The sequence below is a fragment of the Prescottella sp. GW823-FHT02E09 genome (assembly GCF_058797375.1).
In genome coordinates, this window is record NZ_JBXAJP010000003.1 from 242,589 (window position 1) to 261,514 (window position 18,926).

The following is an 18,926-nucleotide window of genomic DNA, read 5'->3' on the forward strand; positions in this document are numbered from 1 at the left end:
GAGATCAGGACGGCACGATCATGTGCGAGTCGGCCAGGGTCTCGAGGGCGCGCAGATACGGCCGTGCCGCACCCTCCTCGATGCCCTGCGCCGTCAGAGCTGCCCGGACGTCCGGGTGCTCCGGCAAGGATTCGACGATCGCGACGATGGTCCGATTCTTCAGGAACGAGAGCTTGCGCGTTCCGAAGTGGTAGAGCAGCGCCCCGAAAGGTTCGGGGCGCAGCGCCACCTGCGGGTGAAGCTTCCACGCCGCGTCGAGATCGATCGTGCCGGCCGACGAGCTACTGCCGGCGGCTGGTGTGGACACGATCAGTACACGCCGCACATGCCGTCGATGGAAACCTCTTCGACGAGGGACTCCTCGACGAGCTGGCCTTCGGTGACGTTGTCGCGATCGGACATCGATTCCTCCTCCAAATCGGACCCCGGGAGCGGAGTCTGCGGTCATAGTGACTTCTTCACTGTGACTCGACTCACCACTGTAATGGCATCGGGTGCACAATGACTAGTGAAGGAGGCCACACACGTGCGAACTCGCAGGAACCCGTCGTCGCGGATCGGTAGGAGACCGACCACGACGCGTGACCGCATCGCCGCGGTCGGCATCGACCTGTTCGCTGCCCGCGGGTTCGACGACACGAGCGTCGACGACATCGCCGAGGCCGCGGGAATCGCGCGTCGCACCTTCTTCCGGTACTTCCCGTCCAAGAACGCGGTGCCGTGGGGCGACTTCGACGCACACATGTCGGAGATGCGCACCCTGCTCGCGGAGATGCCCGACGACATGTCGATCCTCGACAGCCTCGTCTCGGCCGTGCTGGCGTTCAACACCTTTCCGCCCGAGGTCGCGGCGGGTCACCGCCGGCGCATGGAGCTGATCTTCGTCGTGCCGGCACTGCAGGCGTACTCGGTGGTGATGTACGACGGCTGGCGCAGGGTGATCGCCGAGTACGTCGCGAAACGACTGGACCTCGACCCCACCGACCAGCTCCCCAAGACCGTCGGCTACCTCATGCTCGGCGTCGCGCTGGGGGCGTACGAGACGTGGCTCACCGACGAGTCGCTCGACCTGATCGACCTCATCACCCAGGGCAGCCGGGTGCTCTACACCGGCCTCGCCGACCTACACGAACCACTCCTGAACGGGGCCGCCCACCATGACGCTTGATTCGCTCGCCCCCTGCGCCCCGGGCCGGTGGTCGCACGACCACGTCACCGTCGAGCGCGTCCCGAGCGGACCCATCTCACTCACCAGGACGGGCGACACCCTGCACGTGCGCCATTCACTGGGACCGGAGGCGCTCAGCGAACGCCTCGTCGCCGAGGTGACCGCATCCATCGGCGACGCGAGCTTCGGGCAGGCCGAGTTCGAGCTCACCATGGTCGGGCTGGTCCGCTCGACCGTGCCCGACGCCCTCGAGTCCTGGACGGTCTACTACCGGAACTCGCTCGAGGAGCTCCAGGGCGGCACCGCCGACTTCGCCCCGATCCACGACAAGGCCGCCGAACTGGTGCGCGGGAGCGTCCTCGACCTGGGCTCCTGCTTCGGCTTCCTGCCGCTGCGCCTGGCCCGTGCGGGCGTCCCCGTCACCGCGACCGACATCCTGCCGGGCACGATGACGCTGCTCGACGCCGTCGCACCGCAGCTCGGCATCGAGATCGACACCCTCGTGTGCGACGCCGCGGACGTCCCGGTCCCCGACGGCAGCGCCGACACCGTCACCGCAGTCCACCTGCTCGAACACGTGGATCCCGCGACGGGCGCCACGGTCGTCGCCGAGGCACTGCGCATCGCCCGTCAGCGCGTGGTGATCGCGGTCCCGTACGAGGACGAGGCCACTGCGTGCCACGGCCACGTCCGCACGTTCGACGCCGACACCCTGCGCGAACTCGGCATGTCGACGGGCCGGCCCTTCGAGGTCTTCGACCACCACGGCGGCTGGCTGATCCTCGAGGCCTGACCTCTCGAGCACTCGGCGAGGGCGCTCGAGCACGCTCCCGATCAGCGGGAGCCGGAATCGGAGAATTACCATCGCCCCGGTAGCGTCGCTACGCTGCTACGCTGAAACTAGAACACGTTCTAAACTGATCCACGAGAGGACCAGAGTTCGCATGACCACTATCGACGTGCCGCACAGCTCTCGATCCGCGGTGCTCACCGTGTCCGGGGTGATCGAGGAGACCCCCGATTCGCGGTCGCTGGTCTTCGACGTCCCCGCGGACATGAAGAGCAAGTTCCAGTACAAGCCCGGCCAGTTCCTGACGCTACGCATCCCGAGCGACCTGACCGGCTCGGTCGCCCGCTGCTACTCGCTCGCGAGCTCGCCGTTCACCGACGACGCCCCCAAGGTCACCGTCAAGCGCACCGCCGAGGGCTACGGCTCCAACTGGCTGTGCGACAACGTCTCCGTCGGTGACCAGATCGAGGTGCTGCCGCCGTCGGGCGTCTTCACCCCGAAGTCGCTCGACCACGACTTCCTGCTGTTCGGCGCGGGCAGCGGCATCACCCCGGTGATGTCGATCCTCAAGTCGGCGCTCACCGAGGGCAAGGGCAAGGTCGTCCTCGTCTACGCCAACAACGACGAGAGCTCCGTGATCTTCGCGGCCGAGCTTCGCGAGCTGGCTGCCAAGTACGCCGATCGCCTCACGATCATCCACTGGATCGTGAGCCTGCAGGGCCTGCCGTCGGCCGCGCAGTTCGCGACGCTCGCGGCGCCGTACACGTCGCACGAGGCCTTCATGTGCGGCCCCGGCCCCTTCATGGACACCGTGCACGCTGCCCTGGCCGACGCCGGCATGCCCCGCGCGCAGGTCCACGCCGAGGTCTTCAACTCCCTCGCCGGCGACCCGTTCAAGGACGTCGAGCTCGAGGAGGTCAGCGAGGAGGAGGCCGCCGACGCCGCGACCGTCGAGATCGAGCTGGACGGCGAGACCCACAGCTTCGCGTGGCCGCGCAAGCAGACCCTCGTCGACGTCATGCTGTCGAAGGGCCTGGATGTGCCGTACTCCTGCCAGGAGGGCGAGTGCGGTTCGTGCGCCTGCACCGTCCGCGAGGGCGAGGTGTCGATGGATCACGCCGGCGTGCTCGACCAGGAGGACATCGACAACGGCTACATCCTGGGCTGCCAGGCCAAGCCGGTGAGCGATCACCTGAAGATCGAGTTCTGACACTCGGTTCGAACACTCACGAGAGGCCCGATTCCACCATCCGGTGGGGTCGGGCCTCTCGCGTTCCGGCTGTGCCGGGACCCGCTCGTCGGCCGAATGTCACATGCGTTCGATCCAACTGAACCCATGTGACATTCGGCTACCGTTTCGTGGCCTGACCTGCACCAGTCTGCAACAAGAGTGCAATACGGACATATTGATCGGCCGGTCAGTCAGCGTGACACTGAGGTGAGGACACAATCCTTTCCCGAGGAGGCTGGACATGAAGGCATCAACTCGTTGGCAGGACTACGCGGCTGTCGTCCTCGGCGCCTACGCGGCCCTCTCACCGTTGTGGCTCGCCACCGACACCGGCGCCCGGTGGTCGCTGATCGTGCTCGGCGTGCTGGTCGCGCTGGCCGGCCTGGTCCAGATGGCGCGGCCCGGCATGGTCGCGGCGGACTACGCGATGGGTGTGTTCGGCGTCCTGATGTTCATCTCCCCGTGGGTCATGAACTTCAGCTCGATGACCGGGGCATCGTGGACGGCCTGGGTGGTCGGAGCGCTGACCGTGGTGGTTGCCGTCGCCGGGATGCCGGCGATGAGTGCCCGGATGCACGGTCACGGCGGGGTCGCCGCGCACTGACGAACACTGACCGACACCGAACGAGACAGAACAACACTGACCGAGACAGACCACACTCACGAGCCGTCGGTGGGGTGAGGGCCGACGCCCTCACCCCACCGACATCCGACCGGAGACACCCCCGATGCCGCATCGACGGCGCAGCGCCCAGACCGACGGAGACGCACGCGAGAGGATCCTCGACGCCGCCGAGTCACTGATCGCCGAACGCGGATTCGACGCCACCTCGACCGCCGCCGTGGCCGCGGCCGCCGGGGTACCCAAGGGGCTGATCTTCTACTACTTCGCGACCAAGGCCGACATCCTCACCGCACTGCTCGCCGAACGACTACCCGCCGAACCGCTCGACGACCTCGATCCCCTCGTCGCGCCGGGCGACCCGGCGACCAGCCTGGTCAATCTCGACACCGCCCTCAACCTGCGGGACCACCACTCGTCGACGATGCGGGTGATCATCTGGCGGGAGGCCGAGACGCACCCCGACATCCGTCACCACCTGCGACGACTCCGCTCGTACCTGCTCGAGGCGACGGTCCGTGTGTTGCAGGCCAGCGCCCCCGGCCCGGTGCAGACGGGAACCCTGCGGGCCTGCGCCAACGCGTGGGTCGCGGCGATGTTCTCGGCCGCCCGCAACGACAGGATGCACGACCTCGACGACGTCCCGCGCCGCTCGGGCGACGAGTTGGGCAGCATGGCCCGGGTGGTGGCCGCCGGGATGGTCCAGCTGGGCTGACGCGACCGGATCAGCGCGAGGGTGCGGCGAGCAGGAGCCGTCCGGCATCGAACGCCGCGGCGCTGACCGGCAGCTCGCCTCTGGTCCCGCTCAGTAGGACCTCGACGGTCCCCTGCCCGGTCGTGTCGCGCCCGAGCGCATCGATGCGGCGCAGCGTCTGCGCCGCGACGGCCTCGGCGCTGTCGAACAGCACGACCCCGTCGGGCAGGTGCGCCGCGATCTCGTCCGCGACGAGCGGATAGTGCGTACACCCGAGCACGACACCGGTCACGTCGCCGGGTGTGCGGGCCGCCGCCGACGCGATGGCCGCCCGCGCGGCCTCGACATCGCCCAGATCGATCGCATCGGCCAGACCGTGGCACGCGACCCCCACCACCGAGCTGCCGTTCGCGAACTCGTCGACCAGATTCGCCTGGTAGGCGCTCGCCGTGGTCGCTGCGGTGGCCCAGATGGCAACCGAATCGCACACCGCGGCCGCGGGCTTGATCGCCGGCACCGTGCCGATGACGGGGATGTCGTCGCCGAGATCGGCACGCACGTGCTCGAGTGCGGTGACGCTCGCGGTGTTGCACGGCAGCACCACGACCTCGGCGCCGCGATCGACCGCCCGGCGCGCGGTGCCGACCACCCGGTCGATCACCCACTGCTCGTCTCGGGGTCCCCACGGCGCGTTCTCCGGGTCGAGCGACAGCATCAGATCCAGATCCGGCCGCAACCGACGCAGCCACGCAGATGTCGGCAGCAGTCCGAGACCCGAGTCGATGAGCGCAACGATCACCCGACAAATCTAGCCGGGTCAGGCAGGGGCGGACTCGAGCAGTTCCCCGATCGGCACACCCGCCGCGATCTTCGCGCGCATCTTCATCACCGCACCGGCCGATCCGGCACCGACGACCGCGGTCAGTGCCCCGCCGCGCGAGTAGTACACGACGAACTTGCGTCCGTCGTCCTTGATCACATGGACGTCGTCGTCGGTCGAGACGGTACCGAGGGCCTGGATCTTGAGCCCGTACTGGTCGCTCCAGAAGTACGGGACCTGCGTCGGGGCGTCCGGGTCGCCGGTGCCGGTGAGCGCACCCGCCAGGATCTTCGCCTGGTCGCCGGCGTTGCTCCAGTGTTCGACGCGCTTGTGGCCGCCCGCCTCGTGACGCCACGCTGCGACGTCGCCGATCGCCCACACGTGCGGATCGTCGGTGCGGCCCACCTCGTCGCACAGCACGCCGTTGCCCAGCGCGATCCCCGAGCCGTCGAGCCAGCCGGTGACCGGCACCGAGCCGATCCCGATCGCGACGACATCGACATCGAGTTCGGTGCCGTCGGACAGCACGGCGCCACTCACCCGCTCCTGCCCGGTCAGCGACGCCAGTCCCACACCGGCGCGGACGTCGACCCCCTCGTCGCGGTGCATGCGCCCGACCAGCGCACCCACCTGCTCCCCCAACACCGATGCGAGCGGCGTGGGCTGCGGCTCGACGAGCACGACGTCCAGGCCGAGCGCGCGCATGCTCGCGGCCAGCTCGCACCCGATGAAGCCGGCGCCGACGACCAGGGCACGAGCGCCCTCCCTCAGGTCGGCGCGCAGCGCGCGGCTCTCGTCGACCGACCGCAGGACGTGGACGCCGTCCAACTCGGGCAGGCCCGGGATGCGGCGCGGGGTCAGGCCGGTCGCGATGATCAGGTGGCCGTACTCGATCTCGGTGCCGTCCGACAGCGAGATCGTGCGGTTCTCCCGGTCGAGGCCGGTCGCGGCGGCACCCAGCCGCAGATCGATCCGCTGTTCGTCGAAGAACTCCCGCGGCCGCAGTGTCGTGTCGTCGTTCTCGCCGCGCACCACTTCCTTCGACAGCGGCGGCCGGTCGTACGGCAGGTGCGGCTCGTCGCCGACGATCACCAGCTCGCCGTCGTACCCCGACTGGCGGAGCTCCTCGGCGGCGCGGACGGCGGCCAGACCGGCCCCGACGATCACGACCGGACCCACGGTGCTCTCGTTACTCGACATTGCGTCAACCCTCCATCGCCGCGACCCACGCGGGCCGTCGCAAGAATTAGAACTTGTTCTTATCAAACCTGCGGGGCCGAGCGATACTCCCTCGATCCGGGTCAGCTCCCCGCGACGCCGGGAACGGGCACCTGAGCGCCGGTGATCGCCGCCGACGCGTCGCTGCACAGGAACGCGACGACCTCCGCGATCTGCTCGGGCGAGACCCACCCGCTGCGGTCGGCGCTCGGCTGATCCGCGCGGTTCGCCGGGGTGTCGATCATCGTCGGCAGGACCGAGTTGGCGCGGATCCCGTCGCGGGCGTACTCGACCGCCAGAGCGCTGGTCAGCGCCCACACCGCTGCCTTCGACGTCACGTAGGCCGAGGCGCCGGAGAACGGCGCGAACGCCGCCTTGCTCGACACCGTCACGATCGAGCCGCCCCCGGCCTCGATCAGGTGCGGCACCGCGGCCTGCGTCGTCAGATAGAGCGGGCGCAGGTTCAGGCGCAGCATCGACTCGAAGTCCTCGACCGGCGTCTCGTGCAGCCGCTTGCCCATCGCGAAACCGCCGACCAGGTTCGCGACGGCCGTCAACGGCGCGTCCGCGTCGGAACTCGCGACGCCGACCACCTCGGCGACGCTGTCCGCATCGAGCAGGTCCGCACAAACCGGCACCACGGCCGGATGACCCCCGAGCCGCTCCACCGCCCCGGCCGAATGCCACGGCACGACGACGCGCCACCCGGCGTCCGCGAGCACGCGCGTCACCGCGACACCCAGTCCGCCCGTCCCACCCGTCACCAATACCGTTGCGCTCATTCGCCCCTCACCTCTCGACATGCGACTGTCGCCGCTGCTCGGACACACTCCTCGCTCGAACCGTAGCCGGTCGCCGCTCCCGGGAGCGCGCAGAAGTCACTACAGTTGAACCGGAACCGGGCCGACGCGGGAACGGCACCGCAAGAGGAGCGACGATGACCACTGATCCGAGTGCAGGTTCGAACGCGGGCGGCGGGCGAATCCCGTTCGGGGCAAGTGGGACGCCCGACCTGATCAGCTCGCAGGGCAGGACGATCATCGCGGACGCGGTCGTCGCGAAGATCGCGGGCATCGCCACCCGCGAGATCAACGGCGTCTACGACGTGGGCGGCGGCACCGCACGCGTCGTCGGTGCGCTGCGCGACCGTATCCCCGGCGCACGCGTCGACCACCGGCAGGGCGTCGCCGTCGAGGTAGGCGAGAAGCAGGCCGCGATCGACATCGGCATCGTCGCCGAGTACGGCGTGGCACTGCACGAACTCGCCGCCGGGATCCGCCGGAACGTCATCGCCGCAGTCGAGAACATGACCGGCCTCGAGGTCACCGAGGTCAACATCACCGTCTTCGATGTCGTGCTCTTCGACGAGACCGACGCCGGCACCGAGTCCGACGCCAAACCGAGGGTGCAGTGACAGAGCCTGTCGCACAGACACTCTCACCGGCCGAGCTCGCCGCGAAAGCGGCACTGGCGGTGCCCGGGGTGGCGGGACTGCACGGTGGCGAGTTCGGCGAGATCGCCACGTATCTACCTGGTCGGCGGGTGACCGGTGTGCGGGTCGACGACGACCGCTGTTCCGTCCACGTCACCGTCCGCTACCCCGCCGACCTGTTCGCCACCGCCGAACGGGTCCGCGGTGCCGTCCGCGCGGTCGTGAGCGTTCCGGTGGACGTGACGATCGAGGACCTCACCGACATCCCCGACGACGAGACAGGACCCCAACGATGAGCAGTACAGGCATGGGACTGATCGCGGGACTTCTCCTGGCGCTGGCCGGAATCCTCGGCGGCTTCAGCGGTTTCGTCTTCGCAGTGCTCCTCGGCGCGGTCGGGATGGCGATCGGCGCCCACCGCGACGGCCACCTCGACCTCGGCGCCCTGCTCCGATCCCGCGGCCGTGGCTGAACCGGACACCGAACCGAGCGACGCCCCGTCGATGCATGCGGCGATCGACGAGCCGGGGTCACGTGGCAGCCTGGTCATCAAGGATCGGGCAATCGCGAAGATCGCGACCACCGCGGCCCTCCATGTGCCCGGTGTCGTGCCGCAGGGTGGCGGGCTCACCCGCTTCACCGGCCGCGAGCTGCCCCGCGCCGACGTCTCCACCGGCACGCGCGCGGTGGCGGTCAACCTTTATCTCGGCGTGCACTGGCCGTGCGACGTCGCGGAACTGACCCGGCGTGTGCACCAGGAGGTGGCCGAACGGGTCGAGAGCCTGACCGGAATGCCGCTGCACCAACTCGGCGTCCTCGTCGCCGGCACCGGACCCGACGCTCCGGGCGACTCGGACATCGCGTGCCCGACGCCCACCCCTGCCGACACCGTCACCGCGCCGCGGCCACCGACCGCCGCGCCCGCAGCCGTCCCCGCGGCGATCGTGATCGCGCTGGGCCTACTCGGCTTGGCCGCCGTCGCCGTTCGCGAACTGCTCATCGCTCGCGGCACGATCTCGGGGGCGCCCTGGCTGCGGAACACGTTCGAATGGCTCGGACGTCTGCACTGGGAGCAGTGGCTGGTCCCGGTCGCGCTCGCCGGTCTCGTCGTCGGCATCCTGTTCGTGTTCCTCGCGCTCGCCCCACGCACCCGCACCCACGTTCCGCTGCGCGCCGACGACGGCGTCGCCACGGTGTGGATGCGGCCCGTCGACGTCGCCCGCATGTGCAGTGCACGGGCCGGCGCCGTGCCCGGCGTGGTGTCCGCACACACCACCGTGGACCGGCGCCGCGCCACCGTTCATGTCATCACCGACGCCGCCGTCGGCGGACCCGACACCGACAGCCTTCGCGACGCGGTCGTCGACGCCGTCGGGAACGGACTCTCGCTCCTGGGACGATCACTGAAGCTGCGCGTCAAGACGCGCACGAACCGCAAGCAGGCCCGGTCGTGAAGCGGAGCGCGGCGGCGCTGAACCGCATTCTCGTCCTCGTCGTCGGCCTGGTGCTCGCCGCGGCCGGGGCGACGGCACTCGCCTGGGACCGCGGCGTGACCTCCGTCCGCGACGCCGTGGCCAACTTCGACCGAGACCGGCTGACCGAGGTCCCCGATCAGAGCTGGTGGCACGCGGCGCTCGGGGTGACCGTCGGCGTCTGCCTCGTCCTGGCGGTTGTCGTCCTCGCAGTCGACCTCACCCGGAGGCGCGCCTCACCCAGCCAGTTCCTCGAGTCGTGGACGGACACTCCGGTCTCGATCGACCTCGGCCCGATCGCGAACGGCGTCGCCACCGAAGTCGAACAACTGCCCGGGGTGCGGCGCGCACGGGGTCGCGCCCTGTCGGACCGGGGGCTCGCGACGATCCAGGTGACTATCGAAGCCGATCCACACTCCGACCTCGCCGCGCTCACCCGCGCGTCCGAGCGGATCGCGGCCACCACGACGTCCGCACTCGGCGGCGCCGCCGTCGCCGACGTCGCGGTGCGCGTCCTGCTGCACCTCGACCGCGCCGACCATCCACCGGTGGCCGCACCCGACACACCCGGCACTCAACCCTCCGCCGGCGAAGGTGCAGACTGACACCATGCGCGAACCGGGCCCGGACCTCTCGAACACCGACTCCGACCTCGAGGGCACGGACGTCGACGGCGAGGACTTCTCCGACGCCACCTTCGCCGGCGAGACCTGGCAGCACCGCAACTACACCGGCTGCACCTTCCGGGACGCCGACCTGTCGAACCTCGTCACCGAATCGGTGACGTTCACCGACTGCGACTTCACCGGCGCCGACCTCACCGGCTCGCGGCACAGCGGGTCCGCGTTCCGGAACTGCCACTTCGAGTACACCCGCATGTGGGACAGCACGTTTCTGCATTCGAGCTTCATGGGTTCGGTGATCCGGGAGTCGCGGATCCGCCCGCTCACGCTCGAGGAGGTCGACTTCACCCTCGCCTCACTCGGTGAGATCGACCTGCGCGGCGTCGATCTGTCGGGCTGCCGACTGCGGGAGGCGAACCTCGTCCAGGCGGACCTGCGCAAGGCGATCCTGCGCGGCGCCGACCTCACCGGCGCACGCACCTCAGGCCTGCGCCTCGACGACGCCGACCTGGAAGGTGCGCGCGTCGACGCCGCCCTGTGGACCTCCGCCAAACTGACCGGCGCGTGCATCGAGATGCACCAGGCGGTGAGCTTCGCGGCCGCGAACGGACTGCGGGTGGCCGGCCACTGACCGCGCGCTCGCCCGACTACTCCGCCGGCTGGACGAACTCCGGCTGATCGAGCACCCGCAACCAACTGCCGTCCGGCTGCCGGCGCACCACCTGCGCCCGCGCACCCGCCCCGTCCCCGGGCGGCGTCGACGTCAGGGCAAGCCCTCCACTCACGAGCGTCGGCAACGGCGGCTCCGGCTCGAAACGAGGCGCGTGGGCCAGCACCTGTGCCCACAGATCGCGAATCGCTGTCCGCCCGACCGTCACCGATCCGGGCGGGTACGCCATCACCGCCCCCTCCTCGTACAGTGCCGCGACACCGTCGGCGTCGCCCGCGTTGGACCGTTCGACGAACAGGCGGGTGAGGTCCTCGGGTGTCATGGCCTTCTCGTTGTTCTCGAACTGTTCGGACTGCTCGCTCAGCGACTTCGTCATGTCTGTTCCTCTCCTGCCGCGGATTCGGTACATCGAGCATCCGACGACGCAACCCAGAAGTCCAACAGATAGTTCCACTCGAAAGTAGAATCTTCAGCTATGGAACTGCGTCAGCTCGAGTACTTCGTCGCGGTGGCCGAGGAAGCCAACTTCACGCGTGCCGCGGCCCGCGTCCACGTCAGCCAACCGGGCATCAGTGCACAGATCAGGCAACTCGAGAACGACCTCGGCGCGGCCCTGTTCGACCGCTCGACCCGCATTGCCACACTCACGGTGGCCGGCGAGGCCGCACTGACGCACGCCCGTGCCGCACTGGCCGCGGCCCGGGCCGTCCGTGACTCGGTCGACGACGTCAATCAACTGGTCCGGGGTCGACTCGAGATCGGCATGGTCACGGCCTGCACCGTGACGCCGCTGTTCGACGCCCTGTCCGCGTTTCACCGCGCGCATCCGGGTGTCGACGTGAACCTGACCGAGGACAACTCCGATCGACTCGTCGACGGCGTCCGCGGCGGCACGATCGACCTGGCGCTCGTCGGCGTCGCGGGTGACGCGCCCGTCGATCTGGCCTCGTCGACGCTCGTGAGCGAACGCCTGGTCGCCGCCGCGGCCACCGGTCATCCGCTGACCCGGCTGCCGTCGGTGACGCTGGCCGACGTGTGTGCGCATCCGCTGGTCACGCTGCCGACGGGCACCGGCATCCGCAGCGTCCTCGAGCAGGGGTGCGCGGAGCTGCGCTGCCGACCGGACATCGCCCTGCAGGCCAGCGCCCCCGATGCCGTGGCCGACCTCGCGATCCGCGGACTCGGCGTCGCGATCCTGAGCGAATCCATGGCCGCGTCGTACCCGAACCTGGCATCGCGGGTGATCACCGACGTCACCGTCGACGCCGTGCTGGCACTCGTGTGGCAGCGGGAACCCTCCCCCGCGCTGCGTGAACTCCTGGCGCACACCCGGCGCGCGTTCGGGGATCACCACGGAGCACCTGCACGCTGAAGCCTGTCAGCCTTATGGTGAGGAAATGGCTTGCACCCTCGGTGAGGAGCAGATCCATGGCGGACACCCCCACTTCTGCGGACCCCAAGGACGTGGTCAACTTCCAGTTCGAGCAGATCGTCAACAATCGGCGACATGATCTGACCCCCGCGGTGTTCCACCCGCAGATGCGCATCCACCGGATGGGTGTTCAGGGCGCGGTGCGGCACCTGCTGGCCACCGGACCTGATCACGGGGGCACCGACCCGGAGGGGTCCGAAGCCGGATTCGACGACATGGCAGCGATCCTCGACGCGGCGTTCCCCGATTTCAGGCTCGATGTGGGAGCTCAGATCGCCGAGGGGGATGTCGTGGTGACCCGGGCGACCTTCGTCGCCACGCACACGGGCGAGTTCCTCGGCATTCCCGCGACCGGACGCAGGATCGAGTTCGACGAGGTCCTGATCATGCGGGTCGCCGACGGCAGGATCACCGAGGTGTGGGCCCTCGCGGACGAACTCTCCCTCCTGGAGCAACTCGGCGCGGTCGGTCGGTAGGGAGACGGAACTCCGACGTCACGGCGCTCCTGTCCAGGCACGGTATGTGCTCTCCCAACCCGACGGGCCACGGCCGCGCAGGCTCGGACCGGCCCACGCGATGTAGCCGTCCGGGCGGACGAGCAGTGCCGGACCCCTGTCCGTGCGTCGAGTCTGGGTGAGGTGGGCGGGCACGCTGGTCGGCACGGGGACGGCGTCGTTCTCGTGGACCAGGACGAAGCCCGGATGTTCTCTCTGGACCGCAGTCAGCCGGCCCTCGCGCAGCGGTACCTCGGTGGCGCGCTTGCCGACGAGACGGTGTTGATGCCTGTCCCGGGGATAGTGCAGTGTCACACCGGAGAAGCTGCCCGCGATCATGTCCCGGGTCGGCCCGAATCTCGAGATCACCGGCGCGACGACGTCTCGCAGCGCACGGGCCGGCGCGGGGCCCGCGGTGACTGCTCGCATCATCAGACCGCTCTGCAGGATGACCCGCTTCCCCACAGGGTGCCGCTCCCGGTGGTACGAACGCAGGACACCGGAATCGGCGCCCGACAGCACGGCGTCGAGTTTCCAGGCGAGGTTGGCGGCGTCCTGGATGCCGGTGTTCATTCCCTGGCCTCCCATCGGCGAGTGCACGTGCGCGGCGTCGCCCGCCAGGAACACGCGCCCGTGCTGGTAGTCGGTCACCTGCCGCTCGTCGCAGTGGAAGCGCGACGACCACGAGAATTCCTCCACCCCGACGTCCCGCCCCATCGCGCGAGCGAGTACGGCGATCACCTCGTCCTCCTCCACCGGGTCGGTATCGGGAAGAGGGCGCGTCCGGTCCCAGGTCATCGATCTGAACCATCCGGGCCGGGCGCTGCCGTAGGGCGCCAGGAAACCGAAACAATCGCTGGTGGTGCCGAGTGTGAGACCCGCTCCTGCGGGCCCGGCGCTCAGCCGGACATCGGCCAGTGCCACAGATGACAGCACCGTCTCGCCGGGAAAGTCGACGCCGAGCAGTCGGCGGACCGTGCTGTGGGCGCCGTCCGCGCCGACGACGTACTCTGCGCGCCACACGTCGCTGTCGACGCCGTCCTTGGGACGGGAGGTGACCGTCACGCCGTCCCGATCCTGCTCCAGGGCCGAGACTTCCCGTCCCCGCAGCACCGTCGCGCCCTGGGCGACGGCGTAGCGCTCCAGGGCCTGGTCGACGTTCGTCTGCGGTGTGATCGACACGAACCGGTAGCGCGAGGGCAGCCTGCTCAGATCGAGCGCCGCGCCGGCGAACAGGTTGATGCGCGACGCCGTGCCGGCATTCGCCTGCACTTCGTCGGCCAGTCCGCGGCTGTCGAGCACCTCGAGGGTGCGGGGCATCGTGACGAAGGCCCGGCTGGACGGATTGATCGACGCCCATCGCTCCAGAACCACGACCTGACGACCGGCACGGGCGAGGTCCCCCGCGACGGTCATGCCGGTGGGCCCTCCCCCGACCACCAGCACCTCGGTCTCGTGCGTGCTCGAGGATTCTCGAGAGGTCATCGCCATTCCTCGTCCGACACCAACTGGGTCGGACCGAATGCTACGCCCCGGAAACGCGCAATGGCGCCCACTCCCGAAGGAGTGAGCGCCATTGACGGGATCAACCGTCAGTGATCAGAAAATCACTTGATGATCTTGGTGACGCGACCGGCACCGACGGTGCGGCCACCCTCACGGATCGCGAAACGCAGGCCCTCGTCCATGGCGACCGGCTGGATCAGCACGACGGACATCTCGGTGTTGTCACCGGGCATGACCATCTCGGTGCCCTCGGGCAGGGTCACAACGCCCGTCACGTCAGTCGTACGGAAGTAGAACTGCGGACGGTAGTTGTTGAAGAACGGCGTGTGGCGGCCGCCCTCGTCCTTGGACAGGATGTACGCCTGGCCCTCGAACTCCGTGTGGGGAGTCGTGGTGCCCGGCTTGACGACAACCTGGCCGCGCTCGACATCTTCGCGCTTGATGCCACGAACCAGCAGACCGACGTTGTCGCCGGCCTGGCCCTGGTCGAGCAGCTTGCGGAACATCTCGATGCCGGTGACCGTGGTCTTGGTCGAGGTCGGGCGGATGCCGACGATCTCGACCTCTTCGTTGACGTTGACAACGCCACGCTCGATACGTCCGGTGACGACGGTGCCACGACCGGTGATCGTGAAGACGTCCTCGACGGGCATCAGGAACGGCTTCTCGGTCTCACGAACCGGGTCCGGGATGGACTCGTCGACCGCGTCCATCAGATCCTCGATGGACTTGACCCACTTGGCGTCGCCCTCGAGAGCCTTCAGAGCCGAGATCGGGATGACCGGAGCATCCTCGTCGAACTCCTGGCCGGCCAGCAGTTCGCGGACCTCCATCTCGACGAGCTCGAGGATTTCCTCGTCGTCGACCATGTCGGCCTTGTTCAGCGCGACCAGGATGTAGGGCACGCCGACCTGGCGAGCGAGCAGCACGTGCTCGCGCGTCTGCGGCATCGGGCCGTCGGTGGCCGCCACGACCAGGATCGCGCCGTCCATCTGAGCCGCGCCGGTGATCATGTTCTTGATGTAGTCGGCGTGACCGGGGGCATCGACGTGAGCGTAGTGACGCTTCTCCGTCTGGTACTCAACATGCGAGATGTTGATCGTGATGCCGCGAGCCTTCTCCTCGGGAGCCTTGTCGATCTGATCGAACGCGAAGCTCTCGTTGAGGTCCGGGTACTTGTCGGCGAGCACCTTGGTGATGGCCGCGGTGGTCGTGGTCTTGCCGTGGTCGACGTGACCGATGGTGCCGATGTTCACGTGCGGCTTGGTCCGCTCGAACTTCGCCTTCGCCACTGGATGTCCTCCTGGACTGATTGTGCTTGCGGTATGCAGCAGTGCGGTTGGTTATTACGTTGGTCGTGCTTCGGCCGACGAAACCGAGGTTACTCGCCGGTCGCCTTGGCGATGATTTCCTTCGAGACGTTCGAGGGAACCTCTGCGTAGGAATCGAACACCATGGAGAAGTTCGCTCGGCCCTGGGTCTTCGACCGCAGATCACCGATGTAACCGAACATCTCCGAGAGCGGAACCAGCGCCTTCACGACACGGGCACCACTGCGTTCCTCCATGGCCTGGATCTGGCCACGGCGGGAGTTGAGGTCGCCGATCACTTCACCCATGTAATCCTCGGGCGTGGTGACCTCGACAGCCATGATGGGCTCGAGAATGACCGGGCCGGCCTTGCGGGCGGCTTCCTTCAGCGCCTGCGAACCGGCGACCTTGAAGGCCATTTCCGAGGAGTCGACGTCGTGGTAAGCGCCGTCGAGCAGGGTCAGCTTGAGGTTCACGAGCGGGTAGCCGGCGAGAACACCGTACTGCATCGCATCCTGTGCACCGGCGTCGACCGAGGGGATGTACTCGCGCGGAACGCGGCCACCGGAGACCTTGTTCTCGAACTCGTAGCTCGCGCCGTCCTCGCCGAGGAAGGGCTCCAGGGCGATGATGACCTTGGCGAACTGGCCCGAGCCACCGGTCTGCTTCTTGTGGGTGAACTCGTGCTTCTCGACCGCCCGGGTGATGGTCTCGCGGTACGCGACCTGCGGCTTGCCGACGTTGGCCTCGACCTTGAACTCGCGACGCATACGGTCGACGAGGATGTCGAGGTGGAGCTCGCCCATGCCGCCGATGACGGTCTGGCCGGTCTCCTCGTCGAGCTCGACGGAGAACGTCGGGTCCTCTTCGGCCAGCTTCTGGATCGCGGTGCCCAGCTTCTCCTGGTCGGACTTGGTCTTGGGCTCGATGGAGACCTGGATGACCGGATCCGGGAAGGTCATGGACTCGAGAACGATCGGGTTGTCCTGTGCACACAGGGTGTCACCGGTCGTGGTGTCCTTCAGGCCGATCATCGCGTAGATGTGGCCGGCCACGGCCTCGTCGACCGGGTTCTCCTTGTTGGCATGCATCTGGAAGAGCTTGCCGATGCGCTCCTTCTTGCCCTTGGTCGCGTTGAGGACCTGGGCACCCGGCTCGATACGACCCGAGTAGACGCGCACGAAGGTGAGCTTGCCGAAGAACGGGTGCGCAGCGATCTTGAAGGCCAGAGCCGAGAACGGCTCGTCCTTGCTCGGCTTGCGCTTGAGGATGGTCTCCTCGTCGTTCAGCTTGTGACCCTCGACCTCGCCGATGTCCAGCGGGGTCGGCAGGTAGTCGATGACCGCGTCGAGCATGGGCTGGATGCCCTTGTTCTTGAACGCGGTGCCACACAGCACCGGGTACAGCTCGGAGGTGACCGTCAGCTTGCGGATGGCGCCCTTGATCTCCTCGACCGTGAGCTCCTCGCCGCCGAAGTACTTCTCCATCAGCGCTTCGTCGGACTCGGCAACGGTCTCGAGCAGCTTCTCGCGGTACTCGGCAGCCTTGTCGGCCAGCTCCGCCGGGATCTCCTCGATCGTGGGTGCGGTACCGATCTCCGTGACGCCACGCCAGGTCAGCGCGCGCATCTCGACGAGGTCGACGACGCCGTCGAAGTCTTCCTCAGCGCCGATCGGCAGCTGCAGGACCAGCGGCTTCGCGCCGAGGCGGTCGATGATGGTCTGCACGGTGAAGTAGAAGTCCGCGCCCATCTTGTCCATCTTGTTGACGAAGCAGATGCGCGGAACGTCGTACTTGGCAGCCTGGCGCCAGACCTGCTCCGACTGGGGCTCGACGCCCTCCTTGCCGTCGAACACGGCAACGGCGCCATCAAGAACACGGAGGGAGCGCTCAACTTCCACCGTGAAGTCGACGTGACCCGGGGTGTCGATGATGTTGATCTGGTTGTTGTTCCAGAAACAGGTGACAGCAGCGGAGGTGATGGTGATACCACGCTCCTTCTCCTGCTCCATCCAGTCGGTGGTCGACGCACCGTCGTGGGTCTCACCGATCTTGTAGTTCACACCGGTGTAGAAGAGGATGCGCTCGGTGGTGGTGGTCTTACCGGCATCGATGTGCGCCATGATGCCGATGTTGCGGACCTTGTTCAGGTCGGTCAGCACTTCCTGTGCCACAGGATTCTTCCCCGCTCGTTGATCGTGTCGGCCCTTCTGGGGCCACGTCTTTTCTTCTTGTCAGCCGGCCCGGTGACGGAACCGACACAGTAGTGACAACGCCAGGCCGAGGGATTCGGTGCCGGTGAGGCTCCCTCGGCCTGGCGTGGTATCACCAGCGGTAGTGCGCGAACGCCTTGTTGGCTTCAGCCATCTTGTGGGTGTCCTCGCGACGCTTCACAGAAGCGCCCAGGCCGTTGCTCGCATCGAGAAGTTCGTTGGCGAGACGCTCGACCATGGTCTTCTCACGACGTGCACGCGAGAAGGTCACCAGCCAGCGCAGGGCCAGCGTGGTGGAACGGCCCGGACGAACCTCGACCGGGACCTGGTAGGTGGCGCCACCGACGCGACGGCTGCGAACCTCGAGGGCGGGCTTGACGTTGTCGAGCGCGCGCTTGAGGGTGACGACCGGATCGGTGCCGGTCTTCTCACGAGCCTGCTCGAGTGCTTCGTAGACGATGCGCTCGGCGGTGGACTTCTTGCCGTCCATCAGGATCTTGTTGACGAGCTGCGTGACCAGCGGCGAACCGTAGACCGGGTCGGCGATCAGCGGGCGCTTGGGAGCGGGGCCCTTACGTGGCATTAGCTCTTCTCCTTCTTGGCGCCGTAGCGGCTGCGTGCCTGCTTGCGGTTCTTGACACCCTGGGTGTCGAGCGAGCCGCGGATGATCTTGTAGCGCACACCCGGGAGGTCCTTCACACGACCGCCGCGAACGAGCACCATCGAGTGCTCCTGCAGGTTGTGGCCCTCACCCGGGATGTAAGCGGTGACCTCGACGGAGCTGGTCAGGCGCACACGGGCGACCTTCCGCAGCGCGGAGTTCGGCTTCTTCGGGGTGGTGGTGTACACGCGAGTGCACACGCCACGACGCTGCGGGCTGCCCTTGAGGGCCGCGGTCTTGACCTTGGCGGCCTTGTCGCGGCGGCCCTTGCGGACCAGCTGGTTGATGGTTGGCATTTACCGGCTTTCTTCTTCGTTTCGGACTGCTCGTACAGGAACCCGTTCAAGCAACCTTGGCTGTTCTGAAATTAGGGATCCATCGGTTGGGGCAAGAGAGCTGCTGCCCCTCACCCGCCCCTCATGTGCACACGAGGTCGGGCGTGTCGCGCACCCCTACACAGGCAACCGGATGCTCGTACCTGCAGAAACCACAGAAACGCGCGCACGGCAATGCCTCGCATAGGCACACAGATCGGGCCCGAGCACGCGAGACAATGCCTGCGTAGAGACC

Annotated in this window: 24 protein-coding genes; 13 read left to right on the top strand and 11 right to left on the bottom strand. The window is 68.0% G+C overall.

What is annotated here, in order from left to right:
* Nucleotides 1-4 precede the first annotated feature (4 nt).
* Together mftB and mftA are read right to left on the bottom strand one after the other, a co-directional pair.
* Nucleotides 5-325 carry a mycofactocin biosynthesis chaperone MftB gene (gene mftB, locus AC1RIF_RS08745; RefSeq protein WP_492600972.1) on the bottom strand — a complete coding sequence of 107 codons (321 nt, stop codon included), beginning with the start codon at nucleotides 323-325 and terminating at the stop codon, nucleotides 5-7.
* Nucleotides 310-402 carry a mycofactocin precursor MftA gene (mftA, locus tag AC1RIF_RS08750; RefSeq protein ID WP_492600973.1) on the bottom strand — a complete coding sequence of 31 codons (93 nt, stop codon included), beginning with the start codon at nucleotides 400-402 and terminating at the stop codon, nucleotides 310-312. Before mftA ends, mftB begins: the two co-directional genes overlap by 16 nt.
* A 124-nt stretch (nucleotides 403-526) precedes the next feature.
* On the opposite strand from mftA, the gene mftR reads away from it, so the two are divergent.
* The 5 genes from mftR (at nucleotide 527) to AC1RIF_RS08775 (ending at nucleotide 4,526) form a co-directional block, all read left to right on the top strand.
* Entirely contained in the window at nucleotides 527-1,168 is a 642-nt protein-coding gene (gene mftR / locus AC1RIF_RS08755) for a mycofactocin system transcriptional regulator MftR (RefSeq protein ID WP_492600974.1), read from the top strand.
* Nucleotides 1,158-1,961: a mycofactocin oligosaccharide methyltransferase MftM gene (gene mftM, locus AC1RIF_RS08760; RefSeq protein ID WP_492600975.1), complete on the top strand. Its 804-nt coding sequence runs from the start codon at nucleotides 1,158-1,160 to the stop codon at nucleotides 1,959-1,961. Before mftR ends, mftM begins: the two co-directional genes overlap by 11 nt.
* A gap of 151 nt (nucleotides 1,962-2,112) precedes the next feature.
* On the top strand, nucleotides 2,113-3,168 hold the full coding sequence (locus tag AC1RIF_RS08765) for a 2Fe-2S iron-sulfur cluster-binding protein (protein WP_492600976.1): 1,056 nt from the start codon (nucleotides 2,113-2,115) through the stop codon (nucleotides 3,166-3,168).
* Nucleotides 3,169-3,430: 262 nt separating this feature from the next.
* The gene (locus tag AC1RIF_RS08770; RefSeq protein ID WP_492600977.1) at nucleotides 3,431-3,793 is read left to right on the top strand and encodes an SPW repeat protein; all 363 of its coding nucleotides are present in this window, start codon (nucleotides 3,431-3,433) and stop codon (nucleotides 3,791-3,793) included.
* A gap of 124 nt (nucleotides 3,794-3,917) precedes the next feature.
* Nucleotides 3,918-4,526 (top strand): TetR/AcrR family transcriptional regulator, encoded by a 609-nt coding sequence (locus tag AC1RIF_RS08775; RefSeq protein ID WP_492600978.1) that lies wholly within the window; start codon nucleotides 3,918-3,920, stop codon nucleotides 4,524-4,526.
* Between the two features lie 10 nt (nucleotides 4,527-4,536).
* Here AC1RIF_RS08775 and AC1RIF_RS08780 read toward each other — a convergent pair whose 3' ends face one another.
* From AC1RIF_RS08780 to AC1RIF_RS08790, 3 genes are all read right to left on the bottom strand, one after another.
* Complete coding sequence (locus AC1RIF_RS08780; RefSeq protein ID WP_492600979.1) at nucleotides 4,537-5,304, bottom strand: glutamate racemase; 768 nt, start codon at nucleotides 5,302-5,304, stop codon at nucleotides 4,537-4,539.
* Between the two features lie 18 nt (nucleotides 5,305-5,322).
* Nucleotides 5,323-6,525, bottom strand: coding sequence for an NAD(P)/FAD-dependent oxidoreductase (locus tag AC1RIF_RS08785; protein ID WP_492600980.1), 1,203 nt, complete (start codon nucleotides 6,523-6,525; stop codon nucleotides 5,323-5,325).
* A 101-nt stretch (nucleotides 6,526-6,626) separates the two neighbouring features.
* On the bottom strand, nucleotides 6,627-7,325 hold the full coding sequence (locus tag AC1RIF_RS08790; protein WP_492600981.1) for an SDR family NAD(P)-dependent oxidoreductase: 699 nt from the start codon (nucleotides 7,323-7,325) through the stop codon (nucleotides 6,627-6,629).
* 155 nt (nucleotides 7,326-7,480) lie between these two features.
* On the opposite strand from AC1RIF_RS08790, the gene AC1RIF_RS08795 reads away from it, so the two are divergent.
* From AC1RIF_RS08795 to AC1RIF_RS08820, 6 genes are read left to right on the top strand one after another with little or no spacing between them, the layout of a single operon-like run.
* On the top strand, nucleotides 7,481-7,957 hold the full coding sequence (locus AC1RIF_RS08795) for an Asp23/Gls24 family envelope stress response protein (RefSeq protein ID WP_492600982.1): 477 nt from the start codon (nucleotides 7,481-7,483) through the stop codon (nucleotides 7,955-7,957).
* Nucleotides 7,954-8,271 carry an Asp23/Gls24 family envelope stress response protein gene (locus AC1RIF_RS08800; protein ID WP_492600983.1) on the top strand — a complete coding sequence of 106 codons (318 nt, stop codon included), beginning with the start codon at nucleotides 7,954-7,956 and terminating at the stop codon, nucleotides 8,269-8,271. Before AC1RIF_RS08795 ends, AC1RIF_RS08800 begins: the two co-directional genes overlap by 4 nt.
* The gene (locus tag AC1RIF_RS08805; RefSeq protein WP_005518282.1) at nucleotides 8,268-8,447 is read left to right on the top strand and encodes a hypothetical protein; all 180 of its coding nucleotides are present in this window, start codon (nucleotides 8,268-8,270) and stop codon (nucleotides 8,445-8,447) included. Before AC1RIF_RS08800 ends, AC1RIF_RS08805 begins: the two co-directional genes overlap by 4 nt.
* Entirely contained in the window at nucleotides 8,440-9,429 is a 990-nt protein-coding gene (locus AC1RIF_RS08810; RefSeq protein WP_492600984.1) for a DUF6286 domain-containing Asp23/Gls24 family envelope stress response protein, read from the top strand. The genes AC1RIF_RS08805 and AC1RIF_RS08810 overlap by 8 nt, the downstream gene beginning before the upstream one ends.
* A complete protein-coding gene (locus AC1RIF_RS08815) occupies nucleotides 9,426-10,052 on the top strand; it encodes a hypothetical protein (protein ID WP_492600985.1) in 627 nt (208 codons plus the stop codon). The genes AC1RIF_RS08810 and AC1RIF_RS08815 overlap by 4 nt, the downstream gene beginning before the upstream one ends.
* 4 nt (nucleotides 10,053-10,056) lie before the next feature.
* Nucleotides 10,057-10,701: a pentapeptide repeat-containing protein gene (locus AC1RIF_RS08820; RefSeq protein ID WP_492600986.1), complete on the top strand. Its 645-nt coding sequence runs from the start codon at nucleotides 10,057-10,059 to the stop codon at nucleotides 10,699-10,701.
* 16 nt (nucleotides 10,702-10,717) lie between these two features.
* Here AC1RIF_RS08820 and AC1RIF_RS08825 read toward each other — a convergent pair whose 3' ends face one another.
* Complete coding sequence (locus tag AC1RIF_RS08825) at nucleotides 10,718-11,116, bottom strand: YybH family protein (protein WP_492600987.1); 399 nt, start codon at nucleotides 11,114-11,116, stop codon at nucleotides 10,718-10,720.
* 99 nt (nucleotides 11,117-11,215) lie between these two features.
* Between AC1RIF_RS08825 and AC1RIF_RS08830 the strand changes: the two genes are divergently transcribed.
* Both AC1RIF_RS08830 and AC1RIF_RS08835 read left to right on the top strand, forming a co-directional pair.
* Nucleotides 11,216-12,112, top strand: a complete 897-nt coding sequence (locus AC1RIF_RS08830) for a LysR family transcriptional regulator (RefSeq protein ID WP_492600988.1) — start codon at nucleotides 11,216-11,218, stop codon at nucleotides 12,110-12,112.
* A gap of 56 nt (nucleotides 12,113-12,168) precedes the next feature.
* Nucleotides 12,169-12,648: an ester cyclase gene (locus tag AC1RIF_RS08835; protein WP_492600989.1), complete on the top strand. Its 480-nt coding sequence runs from the start codon at nucleotides 12,169-12,171 to the stop codon at nucleotides 12,646-12,648.
* 18 nt (nucleotides 12,649-12,666) lie between these two features.
* On the opposite strand, the gene AC1RIF_RS08840 is transcribed toward AC1RIF_RS08835, so the two are convergent.
* The 5 genes from AC1RIF_RS08840 to rpsL form a co-directional block, all read right to left on the bottom strand.
* Nucleotides 12,667-14,151: an FAD-dependent monooxygenase gene (locus AC1RIF_RS08840; RefSeq protein WP_492600990.1), complete on the bottom strand. Its 1,485-nt coding sequence runs from the start codon at nucleotides 14,149-14,151 to the stop codon at nucleotides 12,667-12,669.
* A 122-nt stretch (nucleotides 14,152-14,273) separates the two neighbouring features.
* Nucleotides 14,274-15,464: an elongation factor Tu gene (tuf, locus tag AC1RIF_RS08845; protein WP_225019343.1), complete on the bottom strand. Its 1,191-nt coding sequence runs from the start codon at nucleotides 15,462-15,464 to the stop codon at nucleotides 14,274-14,276.
* Nucleotides 15,465-15,553: 89 nt separating this feature from the next.
* Nucleotides 15,554-17,656, bottom strand: coding sequence for an elongation factor G (gene fusA, locus AC1RIF_RS08850; protein ID WP_492600991.1), 2,103 nt, complete (start codon nucleotides 17,654-17,656; stop codon nucleotides 15,554-15,556).
* Nucleotides 17,657-17,807: 151 nt separating this feature from the next.
* Nucleotides 17,808-18,278: a 30S ribosomal protein S7 gene (gene rpsG / locus AC1RIF_RS08855; protein WP_492600992.1), complete on the bottom strand. Its 471-nt coding sequence runs from the start codon at nucleotides 18,276-18,278 to the stop codon at nucleotides 17,808-17,810.
* Nucleotides 18,278-18,652: a 30S ribosomal protein S12 gene (rpsL, locus tag AC1RIF_RS08860; protein ID WP_127915634.1), complete on the bottom strand. Its 375-nt coding sequence runs from the start codon at nucleotides 18,650-18,652 to the stop codon at nucleotides 18,278-18,280. Before rpsL ends, rpsG begins: the two co-directional genes overlap by 1 nt.
* Nucleotides 18,653-18,926 lie beyond the last annotated feature (274 nt).